15 protein-coding genes, 1 pseudogene and 1 other annotated feature are annotated in these 19,718 nt (G+C 53.3%); of the genes and pseudogenes, 9 read left to right on the top strand and 7 right to left on the bottom strand.

Features of this window, described 5'->3' with window-relative positions; all coding sequences use genetic code 11:
* Nucleotides 1-43: 43 nt before the first annotated feature.
* The 3 genes and pseudogenes from trpCF to AC6I77_RS09825 form a co-directional block, all read right to left on the bottom strand.
* Nucleotides 44-1,405, bottom strand: a complete 1,362-nt coding sequence (trpCF, locus tag AC6I77_RS09835) for a bifunctional indole-3-glycerol-phosphate synthase TrpC/phosphoribosylanthranilate isomerase TrpF (protein WP_008925286.1) — start codon at nucleotides 1,403-1,405, stop codon at nucleotides 44-46.
* Between the two features lie 2 nt (nucleotides 1,406-1,407).
* Nucleotides 1,408-3,002 (bottom strand): annotated as a pseudogene (gene trpD / locus AC6I77_RS09830) (bifunctional anthranilate synthase glutamate amidotransferase component TrpG/anthranilate phosphoribosyltransferase TrpD).
* Nucleotides 3,002-4,567 carry an anthranilate synthase component 1 gene (locus AC6I77_RS09825; protein WP_003853887.1) on the bottom strand — a complete coding sequence of 522 codons (1,566 nt, stop codon included), beginning with the start codon at nucleotides 4,565-4,567 and terminating at the stop codon, nucleotides 3,002-3,004. The pseudogene trpD and the gene AC6I77_RS09825 overlap by 1 nt, the downstream one beginning before the upstream one ends.
* Before the next feature lie 23 nt (nucleotides 4,568-4,590).
* Nucleotides 4,591-4,692: a sequence feature (Trp leader region), on the bottom strand.
* A 153-nt stretch (nucleotides 4,693-4,845) separates the two neighbouring features.
* Between AC6I77_RS09825 and rnm the strand changes: the two genes are divergently transcribed.
* Nucleotides 4,846-5,730: an RNase RNM gene (gene rnm, locus AC6I77_RS09820; RefSeq protein WP_110411366.1), complete on the top strand. Its 885-nt coding sequence runs from the start codon at nucleotides 4,846-4,848 to the stop codon at nucleotides 5,728-5,730.
* A gap of 12 nt (nucleotides 5,731-5,742) precedes the next feature.
* Entirely contained in the window at nucleotides 5,743-6,363 is a 621-nt protein-coding gene (locus AC6I77_RS09815; protein ID WP_003853883.1) for an L-threonylcarbamoyladenylate synthase, read from the top strand.
* A gap of 12 nt (nucleotides 6,364-6,375) precedes the next feature.
* On the opposite strand, the gene AC6I77_RS09810 is transcribed toward AC6I77_RS09815, so the two are convergent.
* Nucleotides 6,376-7,023, bottom strand: a complete 648-nt coding sequence (locus AC6I77_RS09810) for a hypothetical protein (protein WP_008925283.1) — start codon at nucleotides 7,021-7,023, stop codon at nucleotides 6,376-6,378.
* A 780-nt stretch (nucleotides 7,024-7,803) separates the two neighbouring features.
* Here AC6I77_RS09810 and rluB point away from each other — a divergent pair.
* Nucleotides 7,804-8,694, top strand: a complete 891-nt coding sequence (gene rluB, locus AC6I77_RS09805) for a 23S rRNA pseudouridine(2605) synthase RluB (protein ID WP_003853880.1) — start codon at nucleotides 7,804-7,806, stop codon at nucleotides 8,692-8,694.
* A gap of 54 nt (nucleotides 8,695-8,748) precedes the next feature.
* On the opposite strand, the gene cobO is transcribed toward rluB, so the two are convergent.
* Nucleotides 8,749-9,339, bottom strand: coding sequence for a cob(I)yrinic acid a,c-diamide adenosyltransferase (gene cobO / locus AC6I77_RS09800; protein ID WP_003853878.1), 591 nt, complete (start codon nucleotides 9,337-9,339; stop codon nucleotides 8,749-8,751).
* Nucleotides 9,339-10,100 (bottom strand): YciK family oxidoreductase, encoded by a 762-nt coding sequence (locus AC6I77_RS09795; RefSeq protein ID WP_003853876.1) that lies wholly within the window; start codon nucleotides 10,098-10,100, stop codon nucleotides 9,339-9,341. Before AC6I77_RS09795 ends, cobO begins: the two co-directional genes overlap by 1 nt.
* Before the next feature lie 173 nt (nucleotides 10,101-10,273).
* Between AC6I77_RS09795 and sohB the strand changes: the two genes are divergently transcribed.
* Nucleotides 10,274-11,320: a protease SohB gene (gene sohB / locus AC6I77_RS09790; protein ID WP_003853872.1), complete on the top strand. Its 1,047-nt coding sequence runs from the start codon at nucleotides 10,274-10,276 to the stop codon at nucleotides 11,318-11,320.
* 49 nt (nucleotides 11,321-11,369) lie between these two features.
* Here the strand turns inward: sohB and AC6I77_RS09785 are convergent, their stop codons facing one another.
* A complete protein-coding gene (locus AC6I77_RS09785; RefSeq protein WP_003853871.1) occupies nucleotides 11,370-11,618 on the bottom strand; it encodes a YciN family protein in 249 nt (82 codons plus the stop codon).
* A 370-nt stretch (nucleotides 11,619-11,988) separates the two neighbouring features.
* On the opposite strand from AC6I77_RS09785, the gene topA reads away from it, so the two are divergent.
* The 5 genes from topA to acnA all read left to right on the top strand — a co-directional run bounded on the left by topA (nucleotide 11,989) and on the right by acnA (nucleotide 19,703).
* Entirely contained in the window at nucleotides 11,989-14,613 is a 2,625-nt protein-coding gene (gene topA, locus AC6I77_RS09780) for a type I DNA topoisomerase (RefSeq protein WP_003853868.1), read from the top strand.
* Between the two features lie 182 nt (nucleotides 14,614-14,795).
* On the top strand, nucleotides 14,796-15,770 hold the full coding sequence (cysB, locus tag AC6I77_RS09775) for an HTH-type transcriptional regulator CysB (protein ID WP_003853865.1): 975 nt from the start codon (nucleotides 14,796-14,798) through the stop codon (nucleotides 15,768-15,770).
* 495 nt (nucleotides 15,771-16,265) lie between these two features.
* Nucleotides 16,266-16,424, top strand: a complete 159-nt coding sequence (locus tag AC6I77_RS09770) for a YmiA family putative membrane protein (protein WP_003853864.1) — start codon at nucleotides 16,266-16,268, stop codon at nucleotides 16,422-16,424.
* A 4-nt stretch (nucleotides 16,425-16,428) separates the two neighbouring features.
* Entirely contained in the window at nucleotides 16,429-16,608 is a 180-nt protein-coding gene (locus AC6I77_RS09765) for a YciX family protein (RefSeq protein WP_071591715.1), read from the top strand.
* 413 nt (nucleotides 16,609-17,021) lie between these two features.
* On the top strand, nucleotides 17,022-19,703 hold the full coding sequence (acnA, locus tag AC6I77_RS09760; RefSeq protein ID WP_110411368.1) for an aconitate hydratase AcnA: 2,682 nt from the start codon (nucleotides 17,022-17,024) through the stop codon (nucleotides 19,701-19,703).
* Nucleotides 19,704-19,718: the final 15 nt, after the last annotated feature.

The raw sequence follows: 19,718 nt of genomic DNA, 5'->3' as shown, positions 1-19,718 counted from the left end.
TTATCTTCCTTTCTCGGGCCCGCTGTGGAGCAGGCCAGGCAAATCAGTAGGCACGCAGTGTCTGAAACACAGCGGCAATTTTACGGGCATCTTTGATGCCAGGCGCACTTTCCACGCCAGAGTTGAAGTCCAGTCCGGCACAGCCCAGCTGCGCGGCTTCAACACAGTTATCTGCGCTCAGGCCACCGGCCAGCAGCACATCGTTCAGCGTCTGACCCTGCAACAGCGACCAGTCGAAACGCTGTCCGGTGCCGCCATCGCCATTATCAAAGACATAGCGGTCAACATGGGGCCAGTCGCGCGCCGGTAACGTGCCTTCAATGCGCAGCGCCTTCCAGATCTGAATCTCTGCGGGCAGCACCGCACGCAGTTCGGCCACAAATTCCGGTGTCTCATTGCCATGTAACTGCACTGCGGACAGTGAAAGTTCGGTGGCATGCGTGACAATGTCACTAACTGAGTTGTTGCGGAATACGCCGACATAGCGCAGCGGCGCGGCAGCAATCACGGTATGTGCAGTGGCGGTGTCGATCTGGCGCGGTGAACCTTCAGCGAAAATCAGACCACCGTAGATCGCGCCAGCTTCATACGCAGCACGTGCATCTTCGTCACGGGTTAAGCCGCACACTTTATTGCTGCCCAGCGTGACGCGACGCACCGCGCCCGTCAGGTCAGCTTCTTCCATCAGGGCTGAGCCAATCAGGAAGCCATTCGCAAAGTGGCTCAGCTCGCGAATATCAGCGTAGCTGTTAATACCCGATTCACTGATGACCGTCACGCCGTGCGACAGGCGTGGCGCCAGTTGGCGGGTACGGTTGAGATCAATAGAGAGGTCACGCAGATCGCGGTTATTAATTCCCACGACTTTAGCCTGCAGCGCGATAGCCCGCTCAAGCTCCTCTTCATTACTCACTTCCGTCAGAATGCCCATCTTCAGGCTGTGCGCCACGGCGGCCAGTTGACGATACTGCTCATCGTCAAGTACCGACAGCATCAGCAGGATCGCATCCGCCTGGTAGTAGCGGGCAAGATAGATCTGATAAGGGTCGATGATAAAATCTTTGCACAGCACAGGCTGGGTGATGGCAGCGCTGACAATCGGCAGAAAGGCGAAGTCGCCCTGAAAATATTTCTCATCAGTCAGCACGGACACCGCGGAAGCGTAATGGCGGTAAACCCCGGCAATGGCGGCCGGATCGAAATCCTCGCGAATCACGCCTTTTGAGGGTGACGCTTTTTTACACTCCAGGATAAACGCGGTTCTTGCGCCCTGCAGCGCGTCGTAGAAATGACGGCTGGCAGGTTCAATGCTGTTCTGAAAGGTGGAAAGAGGCTGCTGCTGCTGGCGGGCTTCAACCCAAATCGCTTTGTCCTGAACAATTTTTTCTAACACGGTGCCTTTCATGATTATCCTCTTGCTGCCAGTGCGACTACACGCTCATAAGCCTGTCCGCTGCGGATGGCGTTAAGCGCCTGCTGTGCGTTTTCACGCAGATCTTCCTGACCAAATACTTTAAGCAACATCGCCACGTTGACGGCGACCGCCTCCTCATGGGCCTGCTGGCCATTACCCTGGAGTAAAGCCGTCAGAATGTCACGATTTTCTTCCGGCGTGCCGCCCGCCAGCGCTTCTTTGGGATGGAAGCCAAAACCAAAGTCTTCTGGCGAAAGCTGATAGCGGGTGATTTCCCCTTCACGGAGTTCAGCCACGTGTGTCACATCGTGCAGCGCCACTTCATCCATGCCGCCACCGTGAACCACTGCGGCGCGCTGATAACCCAGCACTTTCAGCGTCTGGGCAATCGGCATCACCAGGTCCGGGCTATAAACACCGATTACTGCCAGTGGAGGGCGCGCCGGGTTGATCAGCGGACCTAACACATTAAATAGCGTACGGGTCTTCAGCTGCTGACGGACCGGCATCGCGTGGCGAAAGCCGGTGTGGTACTGGGGCGCAAACAGGAAGCAGACGTTCAGATCGTCCAGCGCCTGGCGCGCACGGTCAGCGGGCATATCAAGATTAATACCAAAAGCGGCCAGCAGATCCGACGAACCCGATTTACTGGAGACGCTGCGGTTGCCGTGCTTCGCGACTTTCAGACCGCAGGTCGCGGCCACAAAGGCGCTGGCTGTCGAGATATTAATGCTGTTACTGCCATCTCCACCGGTGCCCACGATATCGGCAAACGCGTAATCCGGGCGGGGAAACGGTTTGGCATCTTCCAGCAACGCCGTGGCGGCTCCGGCGATCTCTTCCGGCGTTTCACCGCGTACTTTCATGGCAACCAGCGCGGCAGCAAGCTGCGTGGGCTCCAGCTGTCCGGTAATAATGGCGCTGAACAGCGCATGACTTTCAGCCTGATTCAGCGTCTGCGCCTGGTAAAGTTTTTCCAGTGTCTGTTGCATCGTTATTCTCCCTGTTACTTCGCCAGCGCCCAGGCCAGCGTCTGTTCAAGCAGACGCGCGCCCTGAGAAGTCAAAATCGATTCTGGATGGAACTGGAAACCGCAGACGCGATCGGCTTCATGGCGAACAGCCATGACCATCCCGTTGTAACTGGCGTTGACCGTCAGCTCATCCGGCGTGTTGCTGCCCACCAGCGAGTGATAGCGCGCCACCGGCAGTGGATTACTCAGGCCGTTAAACATGGCTTCGCCGTCATGCACGATGGAAGAGGCTTTGCCGTGCAGGATCTCGCCTGCCTGGCCCACATGGCCGCCATAGGCTTCGACAATTGCCTGATGTCCCAGACAGATGCCGATAATTGGCAGACGGCCGCGCAGCACCCGCAGCAGCTCCGGCATACAGCCAGCATCTTTTGGTGCGCCGGGGCCGGGGGAGAGCATCAGCACCGGGTTTTCCATCCGCTGCAGCTGTTCAATTAACAGTTCAGCGGGAAGATTGTTGCGATAAATCACCACGTTGTGACCAAAGGTCCGCAGCTGATCAACCAGGTTATAGGTAAATGAGTCGATGTTATCGAGCAGCAGAATATCGGCCATCAGAAGATCTCCTTGCAGTGATGGGCAGTTGCAATAGCGCGCAGTACGGCGCGGGCTTTATTGCGGCTTTCATCCGCTTCAGCCTGCGGATTCGAGTCCAGCACCACACCGGCGCCCGCCTGCACAGTGGCAACGCCGTCTTCGACATAGGCCGAACGAATAACGATACAGGTATCGAGATCGCCCTGGGCAGTGAAGTAACCCACCGCGCCGCCATAGCTGCCGCGACGCGTGCGTTCAGCACCGGCAATCAGCTGCATGGCACGAACCTTCGGTGCACCACTTAGCGTGCCCATGTTCATACAGGCGCGATAGGCGTGCAGGACGTCGAGGTCGGCGCGCAGCGTGCCCACGACGCGGGAAACCAGATGCATCACAAAAGAATAGCGGTCGACTTTGGTCAGATCAGCGACATAACGGCTGCCGGGCACGCAGATACGCGCCAGATCGTTACGCGCCAGATCCACCAGCATCAGATGTTCAGCCAGCTCTTTATGGTCGGTGCGCATCTCCAGTTCAATGCGGCTGTCGAGATCGCGGTCCAGTGAACCATCTGCATGGCGGCCACGTGGACGGGTACCGGCAATCGGGTAGATCTCAATCTGACGCGAGGTGGCGTCATACTTCAGCGAGCTTTCAGGCGACGCGCCAAACAGGGAGAAATCCTGATCCTGCATGAAAAACATGTACGGGCTTGGGTTGCTGTTTTTCAGCGTGTCGTAGGCGGCCAGCGGTGACGGGCACGGCAGCGAGAAGCGGCGCGACGGCACGACCTGGAAAATCTCGCCGATGCGAATCGCCTGCTGCATGGTGCGAACCACGTCGCAGTACTCTTCATCACTCTGGCTGGTCGTCAGCGACATCTGCTCTACCGTCTGAACCGGCAGGGCCGGAGCAGGCTGCAGCATCTGACCATGGAGCTGCTCAATGCGACGTTGCAGGCGCTGGAATTCGCTGGTGGACGGGCAGAACAGGCTGGCCTGCAGACGCGCGCTGCGGGTCTGGTGATCAATCACCAGTAAGGTCTCTGCCAGGTAAAAACAGTAGTCGGGGCAGCGTTGCTGATTATCCAGCTCCGGCAGGGTTTCAAACCCTGCGACCAGGTCGTAAGCAAACAAGCCTCCCAGCAGAACGGCTTCACGTTCGTCGGCAGAGGAGTTAACCAGCTGTGGAATAAGACGCAGTGCATCAAACACCGACAGGGCCTTAAGGCGGGAATCTTCATCCTGCTGATGATCGGTGCTCTGCGGGAAAGTCAGCTCGCGTCCATCGGGACGGACCTGATTGCTGACGGAGGCGGGCAGCGCCTCATCCAGCAGTGGCAGCACGGCGCGGCCATTTTCTGACAGCGCCTGAACGGTAACCGTATTACCCATGGCGCTGATACGCAGCGCGCTGTCGACAATCAGCAGGCTTTTCAAATTGCGCTTGCTGTCGATGTCAGCAGATTCGAGCAGCAGGGTTGCCGGACGTGCGCCGCACAGCTGATGAAACACTGCGGCCGGATCTTCGCGGTAGGGCGCGTTGCCGGTAATCAACTTCACTGTAGGTTTCGCATTTGGCATGATGATTTCTCTGAATTTCGCTCAAAAAAAAGCCCGCTCGGTGGCGGGCTCAGGTATTAGCACAGCGTTTACGCAAAGTGTGCACGACCCAGTCGCCCGTATTCGGGAACATCGCGCCAACCGTTTAAATGCGTGATTACAACAGCCATGATTCAATACCCGTTACGTGTGAACTTGTGTACTAGTTAACGGGTTCAGCGCGGAAAAGTCAATAGCCTTTTTCACTGAGCATTAAAATCGTTATCATGCTGGCCGGTTTAGTATTAGCAGGAGTTCTTTTGAGCGATATCGCCCTTTTCCCGGTTTACGATTTACACAGTCACACGCGTGCCTCCGATGGCTTTCTGACGCCAGCTGCGCTGGTGCAGCGAGCTGTAGAGATGCGCGTCGGCGTACTGGCGATCACCGATCACGACAGCGTTGCAGGTGTAGAAGAAGCGCAGCAAACGGCACTCGACCAGGATTTACCGATAAAGGTGCTGGCAGGTGCAGAGATCTCCACACTCTGGGAGAACCATGAGATTCACATCGTGGGCCTGAACATTGATATCCACCATCCGGCGATGGTGACCTTTCTGGCCGGACAACATGCGTGCCGTCGGATACGGGCCGAAGAGATCGGTGAACGACTGGCCAGGGCGCGTATTCCGGATGCGCTGGCGGGAGCGATGCGACTGGCAGATGGCGGCATCATTACCCGTGGTCACTTTGCCCGCTTTCTGATTGAGCAGGGCAAAGCTGAAAACATGGTGCAGGTATTCAAAAATTATCTGGCGCGTGGCAAAACCGGCTACGTGCCGCCACAATGGTGTACAATTAAACAAGCTATTGATGCGATTCATCATTCTGGTGGTTGTACCGTGCTGGCGCATCCTGGCCGTTACGGTTTATCAGCAAAGTGGCTTAAACGACTGGTCGCCCATTTCCGCGAAGCGGGCGGCGATGCGATGGAAGTCGCACAGTGCCAGCAGCCACCTAATGAGCGCACGACACTGGCGCAATACGCCAGAGATAATGAACTGGCCGCATCACAAGGTTCTGATTTTCATCAACCCTGCCCGTGGATTGAGTTGGGCCGCAAACTCTGGCTGCCCGCGGCGGTTGAGCCGGTCTGGGAACGCTTCCCGGATCTCGCTCCCAGCCTGGCAATCACGGAAAGGTGACACGAGGTTTTTATGAGTCAATTGTTTCACATTCATCCGGATAACCCACAGCCGCGCCTGATTAATCAGGCGGTCGACTATCTGAACAAAGGCAGCGTCATCGTCTATCCGACCGATTCCGGCTATGCGCTGGGCTGTCGGCTGGAAGAGAAGGGCGCGATGGAGCGCATTTGCCGTATCCGTCAGCTCGATGGGCACCACAACTTCACCCTGATGTGCCGGGACCTCTCAGAACTGTCGGTTTATTCGCAGGTGGGCAACTCCGCCTTTCGTCTGCTGAAAAACAACACGCCGGGTAACTACACCTTTATTCTTAAGGCGACCAAAGAAGTGCCGCGTCGCCTGATGAATGAGAAGCGTAAGACCATTGGTCTGCGCGTGCCTTCCAATCCAGTCGCACTGGCGCTGCTGGAAGCCCTGAATCAGCCGATGATGTCGACCTCATTAATCCTGCCGGGCAACGATTTCACCGAGTCCGATCCGGAAGAGATTCAGCACAGCATTGGTAAGCTGGTCGATCTGATCATTGACGGCGGCACGCTGGGACAGCAGCCGACCACGGTGGTCGATCTGACCACCGATGCACCGGAAATTGTGCGTGAAGGGGTGGGCGATACCCGCCCGTTCCTGTAATTAAGTCGGGCTTCAGACACCGCGGGTCGGTGTCTGAGCCAGATTCGACTCTAGCCAGCTCTTAAACTGGCCGTAAGGAATATAAAGTGACACATCTTTCAGGATCACTTTGTTATTACGACCATTCTTAATCGAATCAGAATAGCCAACAATAACGCCGCTTAGCGTATCATCACGGTTGTAAACGCCGCCGCCCGACATTCCCTGAACCACGCCTGCGTTAGACGCCATGGCGATACACGGGCTTTTATTCCAGTTATTCCTGATAGCCGTGCGGGCTAAATTAACCCCTGTCGATTCAACGGGCATCGCGGAAATAAAGCTGTAGCCATACATTTTAACGGGATCGCCGATGTCACCGCTGCGGAATTTAGCCAGCGTGTTAGCATCATTCTTGTGATAAATAATCGCAAGGTCGCAATAAGGGTGATATGACTTCACGCGCTGTACGGCAGTTTTAGCAACGTGCGCAGCGGTGAGGCTATATTCAGGCGTCAGAGGTATGCTGGTGCCCAGTGTGCCGAGACCGAGGATCGTCGGAATGCCCGTCACGCTCATATCTACGTGCTGCATCGCCGTGCGACTGTACTCAGTATGGCCCACAGAGCAACCGCTCAGGACCAGTGCAGCAAGCACCGGGCACAGAAACAGGTTTCTCATAATGGTTTTCTTTATTCAGGCATGTCGGAAAATCCCTGGTGAAGATTTGTGACATGCAAGCAAGGTTCATCACTGAACCGTATTAACGCAACAACTCCGGATGCGCCGGTTTATTGGATTAATTAAAAAACGCTATTTTTATTAACGTATGGCATAACCACACGCTGATGTTGCAAAAACGCTTTATCGCGTTTTTATGCTTTTTTATTGTACTGCTGAGATTAAGTGTACCATCTTAATAGTATCGTACAATTTATTAAAGTTAATAAAAAACAAATATTACGGAAAATAAGGTTTTAAATAAATCTCCCTAAGGAATCAACTGCCTTTTTTATATCGACCGATCGCTTGTCATGGATAAAATCAAACAGGCAGTTTTTTACACTAGCACTGGCGCTTTTTGCAGAGCATCAAAAGCACGAGCCCAGCAAAAGAAGCTTAAGGTAGTGTTAAGGTTTTTATCATCAGAACATTGTTTTGCCTGGAAATGAATGCTTAAGAAATTTAATTACGCTCAGCTATAAAGTTTTTGATGTCTGCGTTTTATTAAACATATTTTCTTATGATAAAGGGTGATGTTATTTAAATGTAAATTAAAGATTATCAGATATAAAACAATCAGAAACCAAACTATTATTAAGCCATTGCTCTGCTCATAAAGCACGTTACATCAGCGTTAAATGCCTGTATAATGGGGCAAACTTACTAAGTTAACCTGTTGATTTAGTAAGGATTATCACCCAATCATGACGCCTGGGAAGGCGACAAAGAGGAAGCTCAATGAGCGAAAAGTTACAGAAAGTCTTAGCGCGTGCCGGTCATGGCTCGCGTCGTGAAATCGAATCAATGATAGCTGCTGGCCGTGTCAGCGTTGACGGCAAGATCGCCACACTGGGCGACCGCGTCGAAAGCAGCAAATCCCTGAAAATCCGTATTGATGGCCATCTGGTATCGATTGCTGAATCCGCAACCGAAGTATGCCGTGTGCTGGCTTACTACAAACCGGAAGGCGAACTCTGTACCCGCAGCGATCCTGAAGGCCGCCCAACGGTGTTTGACCGCCTGCCTCGTCTGCGTGGTTCACGCTGGATTGCCGTTGGCCGTCTGGATGTGAACACCTGTGGTCTGATGCTCTTCACCACCGACGGTGAACTGGCGAACCGCCTGATGCATCCGAGCCGTGAAGTGGAACGTGAATATGCAGTGCGCGTCTTTGGCCAGGTCGACGATGATAAAATTCGTCAGCTGAGTAAAGGTGTTCAGCTGGAAGATGGCCCGGCTGCGTTTAAAACGCTTAAGTTTGGCGGCGGGGAAGGGATCAACCAGTGGTATAACGTCACCCTCACCGAAGGACGTAATCGTGAAGTACGTCGTTTGTGGGAAGCGGTCGGCGTGCAGGTCAGTCGTCTGATGCGTGTCCGCTATGGCGATATCACCTTACCAAAAGGCCTGCCACGTGGTGGCTGGACTGAACTGGATCTGCCAGCGGTAAACTACCTGCGTAACCTGGTTGAGCTGGATGATGAAACCGTCACTAAGCTGGTGGTCGAAAAAGATCGTCGTCGTACCAAGGCGAACCAGATTCGTCGTGCCGTGAAACGGCACACTAAAGTGAGCAGCACACCTCGTGCGCCACGCCGCAATCCGGGCAGCAAACGTAACTCCGGTTAATAGCGTTGCCTGAATGCTAAAAACGCAGCCCCGTGGCTGCGTTTTCTTTTTCTGTTACCAGTCAATTCCCTGCTGAGCCTGTATACCGGCATCAAATGCGTGTTTCACTGGCCGCATCTCCGTTACCGTATCTGCCATCTCCGTCAGGCTGCGATGACAGCCTCGTCCGGTAATAATCACGCTCTGATGTGCCGGGCGCTGTTGCAGGGTGGTGATCAGATCGTCCAGCGGCAGATAATCCATGCTGACCATATAGGTGATTTCATCGAGCACCACCAGATCGATCTGCTCATCGGCCAGCATCCGCTTTGCATGCTGCCACACAGCCAGACAGGCGGCGGTATCCGTTTCGCGGTTCTGCGTGTCCCACGTAAACCCGGTTGCCATCACCTGAAACTCCACACCGTGCTGTTCCAGCAGGTTTCGCTCGCCATTCGGCCAGTCACCTTTAATAAACTGGATCGCTGCTGCTCGCTTGCCATGTCCGGTGGCGCGAAGTGCTGTGCCAAAGGCTGCCGTGGTTTTGCCTTTGCCATTGCCGGTGAACACCATCAGGATGCCACGAACCTCGGTGGCCGCTGCAATGCGCGCATCGACCTGCTCTTTTAAACGTTGCTGACGTTGTTGATGACGATCGTCAGCCATTATTCCGCGGCTCCCGGTTTTCTGCCCGGCTGTGCATCAAAGCTGATACCGGTTTTGCGTCGGCTGTCATCACCCATCAGATAAAGGTAGAGCGGCATCAGATCGGCAGGGGTTTTCAGCTTATTAGCATCTTCCTGCGGGAAAGCACTGGCGCGCATTTTGGTGCGCGTGCCGCCCGGGTTGATACAGTTTACCCGCAGCGAGTGCGTCTTATATTCATCAGCCAGTACCTGCATCATCCCTTCGGTAGCAAATTTAGAGACGGCATAAGCGCCCCAGCCCGCGCGACCCGTACGGCCAACGCTGGAGGTGGTAAAGACCAGTGAACCGGCATCCGATTTTAACAGCAGCGGTAACAGTGCCTGGGTCAGGAAGAAGGTCGCATCCAGATTGATATTCATCACCTCCTGCCAGATCTGTGGGTCCAGTTCCGCCAGCGGCACAATCTCACCCAGGATACCGGCGTTGTGCAGCACGCCGTCAAGACGCGGAAACTGCTGAGCCAGTTGCTCTCCAATCTGATGGCAACGTTCCGGCGTCGCATCGGCCAGATCGAACACCACAGTGTGAGCAGGGCATTGATTAAGTTGATTGATAGCCTGTGCGACCTGCTGAAGCTTATCAGCGTTACGGCCCATCAGGATCACTTCAGCGCCATAACGGGCGTAAGTCAGCGCCGCCTCCCGGCCAATACCATCGGAAGCACCCGTGACCAGGATAATACGGTGATTGAGCAGGTCGCTTTTCGGTTGATAGTGCACAGCGGGATCCTCCAGCGAAAACAGCATGATTCCGCTTTATGCCTGAATTTACGAATGGGCGCAATCGCCAACCTGCGCATTCTGTGCCGGCTGCTGGCATTTCAGGCGACGGAGCAGGGCAAAACGGCTAAACTGGCGAACTGTTTTTGATTCTCTGTAACTAAGGCGACCTGATGGATTTTATTTCAACGTATGGACTGTTTTTAGCGAAAGCGGTGACACTGGTGGTTGCCGTCGCCGCGATCGTCATGATTATTATGAATGCTGCGCTGCGCAAGCGGGCACAAAATGGTCAGCTTCGCCTGACGCATCTGGGTGATGACTATCAGCAGATGAAAGAGGATTTGCAGCTGGCAAAAATGAAACCCCAGGCGCAAAAAGTCTGGCTGAAAAACCATAAAAAAAGCGAAAAGCTGAAAGCGAAAGCGGAAAAACAGGCGGCGAAGCAGGGGCAGACTGACAGCGTCAAACCCACCCTTTATGTGCTCGATTTTAAAGGCAGCATGGATGCCGGTGAGGTGACCTCACTGCGTGAAGAGATATCAGCAGTACTGGCCGTAAAACAGCCCGGCGATGAAGTGCTGTTGCGTCTTGAAAGTCCGGGCGGCGTGGTACATGGCTATGGCCTGGCGGCCTCGCAGCTGCAGCGTCTGCGCGATCAGGGACTGCGTATTACGGCAGCCGTGGATAAAGTGGCGGCCTCCGGCGGATACATGATGGCCTGCGTAGCTGACCGCATCGTGGCAGCACCGTTCTCAATCATTGGCTCAATTGGTGTGGTTGCGCAAATTCCTAACTTCAACCGCCTGCTGAAACGTAACGATATCGATGTTGAGCTGCATACCGCCGGACAATATAAGCGTACGCTGACGCTCTTCGGTGAAAACACCGAAGAAGGGCGTGAGAAGTTCCAGGAAGATCTTGACGAAACACACCTGTTATTTAAACAGTTCGTTCACCAGATGCGCCCGTCACTCGATATCGATAAGGTTGCAACCGGTGAACACTGGTATGGCCGTCAGGCGCTGAATCTGGGGCTGATTGACGAAATTGGCACCAGCGATGATTTGATCATTCGTCAGATGGATCAGTTCAACGTTCTTGGCGTGCATTATGCCCGTCGCCGTAAAATGATGGACCGCTTTACCCAGAGTGCCGGTTCGGTGGCCGAGCGGCTGTTGCTGAAACTCTGGCAGCGTGGTGAAAAGCCATTGCTCTGATGCAAAACCCGGCCTGTGCCGGGTTTTTTTTATTTCAGGTGCGGGTGTTTTATTCCAGGTGATAGCGCGGCGACAGCACCACTGCAAGGTGTTTAAAGACGTTAAACACTGCGGTGGTTTTCGCGGTCGGCAGTCCGTCCGCGTCAAGAAAAAACGGTCCGCGAAAGACCAGTACATCGGCCTGCTGAGTCACCTCGTCCGCCTGCATGCCTGCTAAATAATCGTCATGCTCTTTGATTAGCGTATTGGCCTTTTCCAGCAACGCCTGGCGGGAAATAGCCTGTGTCGTTCTCTCCATTTATTCGTTCCTTTTTGACAGCACCCAAATCCTTTCTATATTACTGGCGTGCCAGACGGTATGACAAATCGGTCTGAACGATGAAATCTGGCGTAAGTTCAGGCTGAGTGCTAATTAGGTTGCGTAACAGATTTTATCAGGTAGAGTGTGGGCGATTCCGATTTCAGGGATTTTGCACCGGGATGTGTGAAGAGTTCAGATGGAAAAAGTATGCCTTATCATGCAGTTGCATTACACCGCATCATCTGTTCTGAGATTGACCCCTCCGCCTTGAAATGTTAAACAGGCGCAGCAATATTGAACCCGATGGGTTTTTGGGCATCCAATCCTCTCCCGTTAAGCAGGATGTTTTCATTAGGTAAAGGTAAATATGGGTAAAGCACTCGTTATTGTTGAGTCCCCGGCAAAGGCTAAAACAATCAATAAATATCTGGGCAATGACTACGTGGTTAAATCCAGCGTCGGTCATATCCGGGATCTGCCGACCAGTGGTTCAACCGCAAAGAAGAGTGCTGACGCCTCGACTGAAAAGAAAGCCAAAGACGCTGCGACTGACAAGAAAGTCAAAAAAGTAAAAAAAGATGAGAAAGCCGCACTCGTCAGCCGCATGGGTGTTGACCCCTATCACGGCTGGGAAGCGGATTATCAGATTCTGCCCGGCAAAGAGAAAGTGGTTGCGGAACTGAAGGCATTAGCCGCCAATGCTGACCACATCTATCTCGCAACCGACCTTGACCGCGAAGGGGAAGCCATTGCCTGGCACCTGCGGGAAGTGATCGGGGGTGATGACTCACGCTTTAGCCGCGTGGTATTTAACGAAATTACGAAGAATGCGATTCGTCAGGCGTTTGAAAAGCCGGGCGAACTGAATATTGACAGGGTTAATGCTCAACAGGCGCGTCGTTTCATGGACCGCGTGGTGGGTTATATGGTCTCACCACTGCTGTGGAAAAAGATCGCCCGTGGTCTTTCTGCCGGACGTGTTCAATCCGTTGCCGTGCGTCTGGTCGTGGAGCGTGAGCGAGAAATTAAAGCCTTTGTGCCTGAAGAGTACTGGGAAGTTAATGCCGCGCTAAGCACGCCGAAAGGTGATGAGCTGTCGATGGATGTGACGCACAAAGGCGATAAAGCCTTCCGTCCGGTCAATCGCGATGAAACCTACGCCGCCGTCGCGCTGCTCGAAAAAGCGCGTTATGAGATCGTCGATCGTGAAGATAAGCCGACCAGCAGTAAGCCGGGCGCGCCCTATATCACCTCAACGCTGCAGCAGGCTGCCAGTACCCGTCTTGGCTTTGGTGTTAAGAAAACCATGATGATGGCCCAGCGCCTGTACGAAGCGGGTCACATTACCTACATGCGTACCGATTCAACCAACCTGAGTCAGGATGCGGTCGCCATGGCACGGGGTTATATCGAAAGCAATTTCGGTAAAAAATATCTGCCTGACAATCCTGTGACTTACGCCAGCAAAGAAAACTCCCAGGAAGCGCATGAAGCGATTCGTCCTTCTGATGTGGACGTGGTGGCGGAACAGCTGAAAGATATGGAAGCGGATGCACAGAAACTCTATCAGCTTATCTGGCGTCAGTTTGTTGCCTGTCAGATGACACCGGCAAAATATGATTCCAGCACCATCACCGCCGCCGCGGGTGAGTTCAGACTCAAAGCAAAAGGGCGTATTCTGCGTTTCGACGGCTGGACCAAAGTGATGCCAGCGCTGCGCAAGAATGATGAAGATCGTACGTTGCCTGCGGTCAGTGTGGGGGATGTTCTGGACCTTAAAGCACTGCAGCCGGGTCAACACTTCACTAAGCCACCGGCGCGCTTCAGCGAAGCATCCCTGGTGCGCGAGCTTGAGAAACGCGGAATTGGCCGTCCATCAACCTACGCAGCCATTACCTCGACCATTCAGGATCGTGGCTATGTGAGGGTGGAAAATCGCCGTTTCTATGCGGAAAAAATGGGTGAAATCGTTACCGATCGTCTGGAAGAGAACTTCCGCGAACTGATGAATTACGATTTCACCGCCCGCATGGAGAGCAACCTTGACCAGGTTGCCAATAACGAGGCGCAATGGAAAGCGGTGCTCGACCACTTCTTCAGCGACTTTACTCAGCAGCTTGAACTGGCTGAGAAAGATCCTGAAGAGGGTGGCATGCAGCCAAACCAGATGGTGCTGACCTCAATCGAGTGTCCGACCTGTAGCCGTCAGATGGGAATTCGCACCGCCAGTACCGGCGTCTTCCTGGGCTGTTCTGGCTACGCGCTGCCGCCTAAAGAACGCTGCAAACAGACCATCAACCTGATTCCGGAAAATGAAGTTCTCAATATTCTGGAAGGGGATGATGCTGAAACCAACGCACTGCGTGCCCGTCGCCGCTGCCAGAAGTGTGGCACAGCCATGGACAGCTATCTGATCGATAACGAACGTAAACTGCATGTCTGTGGTAATAACCCGGAGTGTGATGGTTACGAAATCGAGAAGGGTGAGTTCCGCATCAAAGGCTATGACGGCCCGATAGTGGAGTGTGAGAAGTGTGGTTCTGAGATGCACCTGAAGATGGGACGCTTTGGGAAGTACATGGCGTGTACCAATGAAGAGTGCAAAAACACCCGTAAGATTTTGCGTAGTGGTGAGGTTGCTCCACCGAAAGAAGATCCGGTTCCACTGCCAGAGCTGGCGTGTGAGAAGTCCGATGCTTACTTCGTGTTGCGAGACGGCGCAGCGGGCGTTTTCCTTGCAGCCAACACCTTCCCGAAATCACGCGAAACGCGTGCGCCGCTGGTGGAAGAGCTTCAGCGCTTTAAAGATCGTCTGCCTGAAAAGCTGAAATATCTGGCCGACGCGCCAGCAGCCGATCCGGAAGGTAACAAAGCGATGGTGCGCTTTAGCCGTAAAACCAAACAGCAGTATGTTTCCTCTGAAAAAGAGGGCAAAGCAACAGGCTGGTCCGCCTTCTATATAGACGGTAAATGGCAGGTCGCGAAGAAGTAATCCACTCAGGCCAGCGCTCGCTGGCCTTTTTCTGAGCCTTATATCAATCCGTTCTACTCTTTAACGTAAACTGATATAGTTGTTATAGCATTTCCGACCTTTCCTGATGCATAGCATTTTCTACCCTAGCGACTATACGTCAACCGGGGATGCGACTCTGTAACTTACCGGATGGAACAGATATGAAATTACAGCAGTTGCGCTATATCGTCGAAGTGGTAAACCATAATCTCAATGTCTCTTCGACAGCGGAAGGCCTCTACACCTCTCAGCCTGGCATCAGCAAACAGGTTCGCATGCTGGAAGATGAACTGGGCGTGCAAATCTTTGCCCGCAGCGGGAAACATCTCACCCAGGTCACGCCGGCAGGTGAAGAGATCATTCGTATAGCGCGTGAAGTGCTCTCAAAAGTGGATGCGATCAAATCGGTGGCGGGTGAGCATACCTGGCCGGATAAAGGCTCGCTCTATGTGGCGACCACGCACACTCAGGCTCGCTATGCGCTGCCTGGCGTGATCAAAGGCTTTATTGAGCGTTATCCGCGTGTCTCACTCCACATGCATCAGGGTTCCCCGACTCAGATTGCCGAAGCGGTCTCCAAGGGCAATGCGGATTTTGCGATTGCCACCGAGGCACTGCATCTCTATGACGACTTAATCATGCTGCCTTGCTACCACTGGAACCGGGCGATTGTCGTCACCGCTGACCATCCGCTGGCGGGGAAAGGCCAGGTGACCATTGAGGAGCTGGCTGAGTATCCTCTGGTCACTTACACCTTCGGCTTTACCGGGCGTTCTGAACTGGATACGGCCTTTAATCGCGCAGGATTAACGCCACGCATTGTTTTCACCGCCACTGACGCAGACGTCATCAAAACTTATGTTCGCCTGGGCCTGGGCGTAGGGGTTATTGCCAGCATGGCGGTAGACCCGGTGGCCGATCCTGACCTTATTCGTATTGAAGCCGCTGACATCTTTACCAACAGCACCACAAAAATTGGCTTCCGCCGAAGTACCTTCCTGCGTAGTTATATGTATGATTTTATACAACGTTTTGCGCCACATTTGACGCGCGACGTGGTGGACACAGCGGTAGCCTTACGCTCAAACGAGGATATTGAGGCGATGTTTAAAGATATCAAACTGCCGTTTAAATAGAGTTTACGCGCTTCACTTAAACTTAAGGCTGCCAGGTGCAGCCTTTTTTGTTTCCAGGCTTTAGCGCCAAATGAGAATCAAAATTTTTATGATTTTTTTGTAAATGAAACATTGATCACATGTTTTCCCATCGGGCTTTCTTAAATGCGAATTACCACACATTTTTAACTATGTCACTTTGCGACTTGCCAGGATTATTCCCATACTCCAGTTAAGAGTTAATGCAGGAAGCCAGTAAACATAAGGGTCTTTAGCGATCTCTTTAGTTTTAAATGGACCTGTTTTTAAATTAACTCAAATTTATTAGCTCTCTGTTTAATTAAATATTTGTTCCGAAGTTAATGGTTTCTTACGTTACTGGCTCCTATTGATTAATACCGTTAATCGTTTTACTCAATAAAAATAACTGGATTTTTGGCCTTAACGCGTTTAGGATTCCTCCTAAATCTTAATCGATGTTATCAATCATTTTGTTGAGAGTGATTATCAAAAACTATGAATACACGACTGACTGTACAACCGGGTTTCCCGGCAAAAAGCACCAAGGTTGAGCGTACCGGCAACACCCGTCGCAACGCCTGGTTAACCGTATTCGCTGCCTCTGCGCTGTTCTGGGTGGTAGTAGCGTTAATGATTTGGCGTATCTGGGGCTAAAGCCATGTGGGCAAACACACTCAGCCATAAACGTTCCCTGACTTCACGTCAGCACAAGCCGGTTGCCTGCAAAGGAAAAGAACCACTTGCAAAGGACGAGAAAGTGTCTATCCCCGAATCGTGGGATTTGAGTGATAACCAGAGACTTTTTATTGAGTCATTCCTGGACCCTAAGAGTAAATAACGTTTTCAGACCATTTATTAGTCGCAGTTTTTATTACCGGAGTTTCCGGCGGGCTTGTTAATTGCCCTTTACCACATTGCGTACGACCAAAGGGTGTCGCCTTGATGAGGTGACCGCAAAAACTTTTACGCCAGATTCCGGCGAAGGAGTGAACCAAATGAATATGATTAAAATGTCCTGGCTCAGCGCGTATGCCTTCTCCTTTGCGTTCTGGTCTGCGGCGGTGTGGATAACGCTGTAATTTGAATTAAATCACCTTTTTTATGATGCCTCGTGATCTCACGGGGCATTTTCGTTTGTGAGCGATTGTGGCAATTTGTGTTGTAATCAAATCGTTAACGAATTTTGGTCTATCTTTAACATAAACCTTTGTCTCTCTAAGGTTTAAGACCATGAATGAAAAAGGAGGAGCTATGTCGTCTACCCTACGCGAGCAGAGTCAGGAAATACTGCAGGTCGACACCAAAAAATATCACATCTTCAGTCTTCCCCGCGCTGCTCAACATCTCGGCAATATAGACAGTCTGCCCAAATCTCTGAAGGTCCTGCTGGAAAATTTACTGCGCTGGCAGGATGGTGATTCTGTTACGGCAGAAGATATTCAGGCGCTGGTTGACTGGCAAAAAGATGCCCACGCCGATCGTGAAATCGCCTATCGTCCCGCCCGTGTATTAATGCAGGACTTTACCGGCGTACCTGCCGTAGTTGACCTGGCGGCGATGCGCGAAGCGGTAAATCGCCTGGGTGGCGATGTGGCGAAAGTGAATCCGTTATCGCCAGTGGATCTGGTCATTGACCACTCAGTTACCGTTGATCACTTTGGCGATGATGACGCTTTCGAGGAGAACGTCCGGCTGGAGATGGAGCGCAACCATGAGCGTTATGTCTTCCTGCGCTGGGGACAGAAAGCTTTTGATAAGTTCCGGGTTGTACCGCCGGGCACCGGTATCTGCCATCAGGTGAACCTGGAGTATCTGGGTAAGGCGATCTGGCATGAAACGCTCAACGGCGATGAGTATGCCTGGCCCGATACACTGGTCGGCACTGACTCCCACACCACCATGATCAACGCGCTGGGCGTGCTGGGATGGGGAGTAGGGGGAATCGAGGCAGAAGCTGCCATGCTTGGCCAGCCCGTCTCCATGCTGATTCCGGATGTAGTGGGTTTCAAACTCACCGGCAAACTCAAGCCTGGCATCACCGCGACTGACCTGGTGCTTACCGTTACCCAGATGCTTCGTAAGCATGGCGTCGTGGGCAAATTTGTCGAGTTTTACGGTGATGGTCTGGCCGATCTGCCGCTGGCTGATCGCGCCACTATTGCCAACATGGCCCCGGAATATGGCGCGACCTGCGGTTTCTTCCCGGTCGATGATGTCACGCTCAGTTACATGACGCTCACCGGACGCGATGCCGACCAGGTCGCCCTGGTGGAAGCTTATGCCAAAGCGCAGGGCCTGTGGCGTAACGCCGGCGATGAGCCGCGCTTTACCAGCACCCTGTCACTGGACATGAACGAAGTGGAATCGAGCCTTGCCGGACCAAAACGTCCGCAGGATCGGGTTTCGCTGGGTGATGTGCCTGCCGCGTTTGACGCCAGCAACGAGCTGGAAGTGAATCAGGCACAGAAACCGCATAAAAATGTCGAATACACCGACAGTGACACCGGCCTGACGCATACACTGACCGACGGTGCCGTTGTAATCAGTGCGATTACCTCCTGTACTAACACCTCTAATCCCAGCGTGCTGATGGCGGCTGGCTTACTGGCGAAGAAAGCGGTCGAGCGTGGCCTGAAACGTCAGCCGTGGGTTAAAGCTTCACTGGCACCCGGTTCTAAAGTGGTTTCAGACTATCTCGCCGTCGCGCAACTCACCCCTTATCTTGATGAGCTGGGCTTTAATCTGGTCGGTTATGGCTGCACCACCTGTATCGGTAACTCTGGTCCGCTAAAAGATGAGATTGAGTCTGCCATTAAAGCGGGCGATCTGACAGTCGGTGCAGTGCTGTCCGGCAACCGCAATTTTGAAGGTCGTATTCATCCGCTGATTAAAACCAACTGGCTCGCGTCGCCACCGCTGGTGGTAGCCTATGCGCTGGCGGGTAATATGAAAATCAACCTGCAGACTGAGCCACTGGGCCACGATCGTCAGGGCCAGCCGGTCTATCTGAAAGATATCTGGCCAACGCCGGAAGAGATCGCCACAGCCGTGCAGCAGGTTACCAGCGACATGTTCCACAAAGAGTACGCTGAAGTCTTCGACGGCACGCCCGAGTGGCAGGAGATCAAGGTCAGTGAAGCGGCGACGTATGACTGGGATGAAGGCTCGACCTATATTCGTCTGTCGCCGTTCTTTGATGATATGGAGAAAGAGCCTAAGCCGGTGCAGGATATTCGCGGTGCGCGGGTCCTTGCTATGCTGGGCGATTCCGTCACCACGGACCATATCTCACCGGCGGGCAGCATCAAAGCTGAAAGTCCGGCCGGACGTTATCTGCTGTCACACGGCGTTGAGCGAACCGACTTTAACTCCTACGGTTCCCGTCGCGGTAACCATGAAGTGATGATGCGCGGCACGTTCGCCAACATCCGAATCCGCAATGAGATGGTGCCAGGCGTGGAGGGCGGTTATACCCGTCATTATCCGAGTGGCGAGCAGCTGGCTATCTATGACGCGGCGATGAAATATCAGGCGGAAGGTATACCGCTGGCCGTGATTGCCGGTCTTGAGTATGGCTCCGGTTCAAGCCGCGACTGGGCGGCGAAAGGGCCACGTTTGCAGGGTGTGAGGGTTGTCATTGCTGAATCTTTTGAGCGTATTCACCGCTCAAACCTGATCGGCATGGGCATTCTGCCGCTGGAATTCCCGCAGGGCGTGACCCGCAAAACCCTGGGCCTGACCGGTGAGGAGCGTATTGACGTGGAGAATCTTCAGGCACTGAGGCCAGGCTGCAGCGTGAAAGTGACGCTGACCCGTGCTGACGGCAGTAAAGAGGCGCTGGACACCCGCTGTCGCATTGATACCGGTAATGAGCTGACCTATTACCGTAACGACGGCATCCTGCACTACGTTATCCGCAATATGCTGGACTGACAAAAAAAGCCGGGG

The sequence above is a fragment of the Pantoea sp. X-Soil-ISGK-259 genome (assembly GCF_059730705.1).
This window is presented reverse-complemented; position numbering and strand designations above follow the sequence as displayed.

What these genes read in the sequence shown, in the direction of transcription:
- topA (WP_003853868.1), top strand. Translation starts at nt 11,989, where the DNA reads ATGGGTAAAGCACTCGTTATTGTTGAGTCCCCGGCAAAGGCTAAAACA.
- AC6I77_RS09810 (WP_008925283.1), bottom strand. Translation starts at nt 7,023, where the DNA reads ATGAGAAACCTGTTTCTGTGCCCGGTGCTTGCTGCACTGGTCCTGAGC.
- AC6I77_RS09770 (WP_003853864.1), top strand. Translation starts at nt 16,266, where the DNA reads ATGAATACACGACTGACTGTACAACCGGGTTTCCCGGCAAAAAGCACC.
- AC6I77_RS09815 (WP_003853883.1), top strand. Translation starts at nt 5,743, where the DNA reads ATGAGTCAATTGTTTCACATTCATCCGGATAACCCACAGCCGCGCCTG.
- cobO (WP_003853878.1), bottom strand. Translation starts at nt 9,339, where the DNA reads ATGGCTGACGATCGTCATCAACAACGTCAGCAACGTTTAAAAGAGCAG.
- trpCF (WP_008925286.1), bottom strand. Translation starts at nt 1,405, where the DNA reads ATGAAAGGCACCGTGTTAGAAAAAATTGTTCAGGACAAAGCGATTTGG.
- AC6I77_RS09825 (WP_003853887.1), bottom strand. Translation starts at nt 4,567, where the DNA reads ATGCCAAATGCGAAACCTACAGTGAAGTTGATTACCGGCAACGCGCCC.
- cysB (WP_003853865.1), top strand. Translation starts at nt 14,796, where the DNA reads ATGAAATTACAGCAGTTGCGCTATATCGTCGAAGTGGTAAACCATAAT.
- AC6I77_RS09765 (WP_071591715.1), top strand. Translation starts at nt 16,429, where the DNA reads ATGTGGGCAAACACACTCAGCCATAAACGTTCCCTGACTTCACGTCAG.
- sohB (WP_003853872.1), top strand. Translation starts at nt 10,274, where the DNA reads ATGGATTTTATTTCAACGTATGGACTGTTTTTAGCGAAAGCGGTGACA.
- AC6I77_RS09785 (WP_003853871.1), bottom strand. Translation starts at nt 11,618, where the DNA reads ATGGAGAGAACGACACAGGCTATTTCCCGCCAGGCGTTGCTGGAAAAG.
- rluB (WP_003853880.1), top strand. Translation starts at nt 7,804, where the DNA reads ATGAGCGAAAAGTTACAGAAAGTCTTAGCGCGTGCCGGTCATGGCTCG.
- acnA (WP_110411368.1), top strand. Translation starts at nt 17,022, where the DNA reads ATGTCGTCTACCCTACGCGAGCAGAGTCAGGAAATACTGCAGGTCGAC.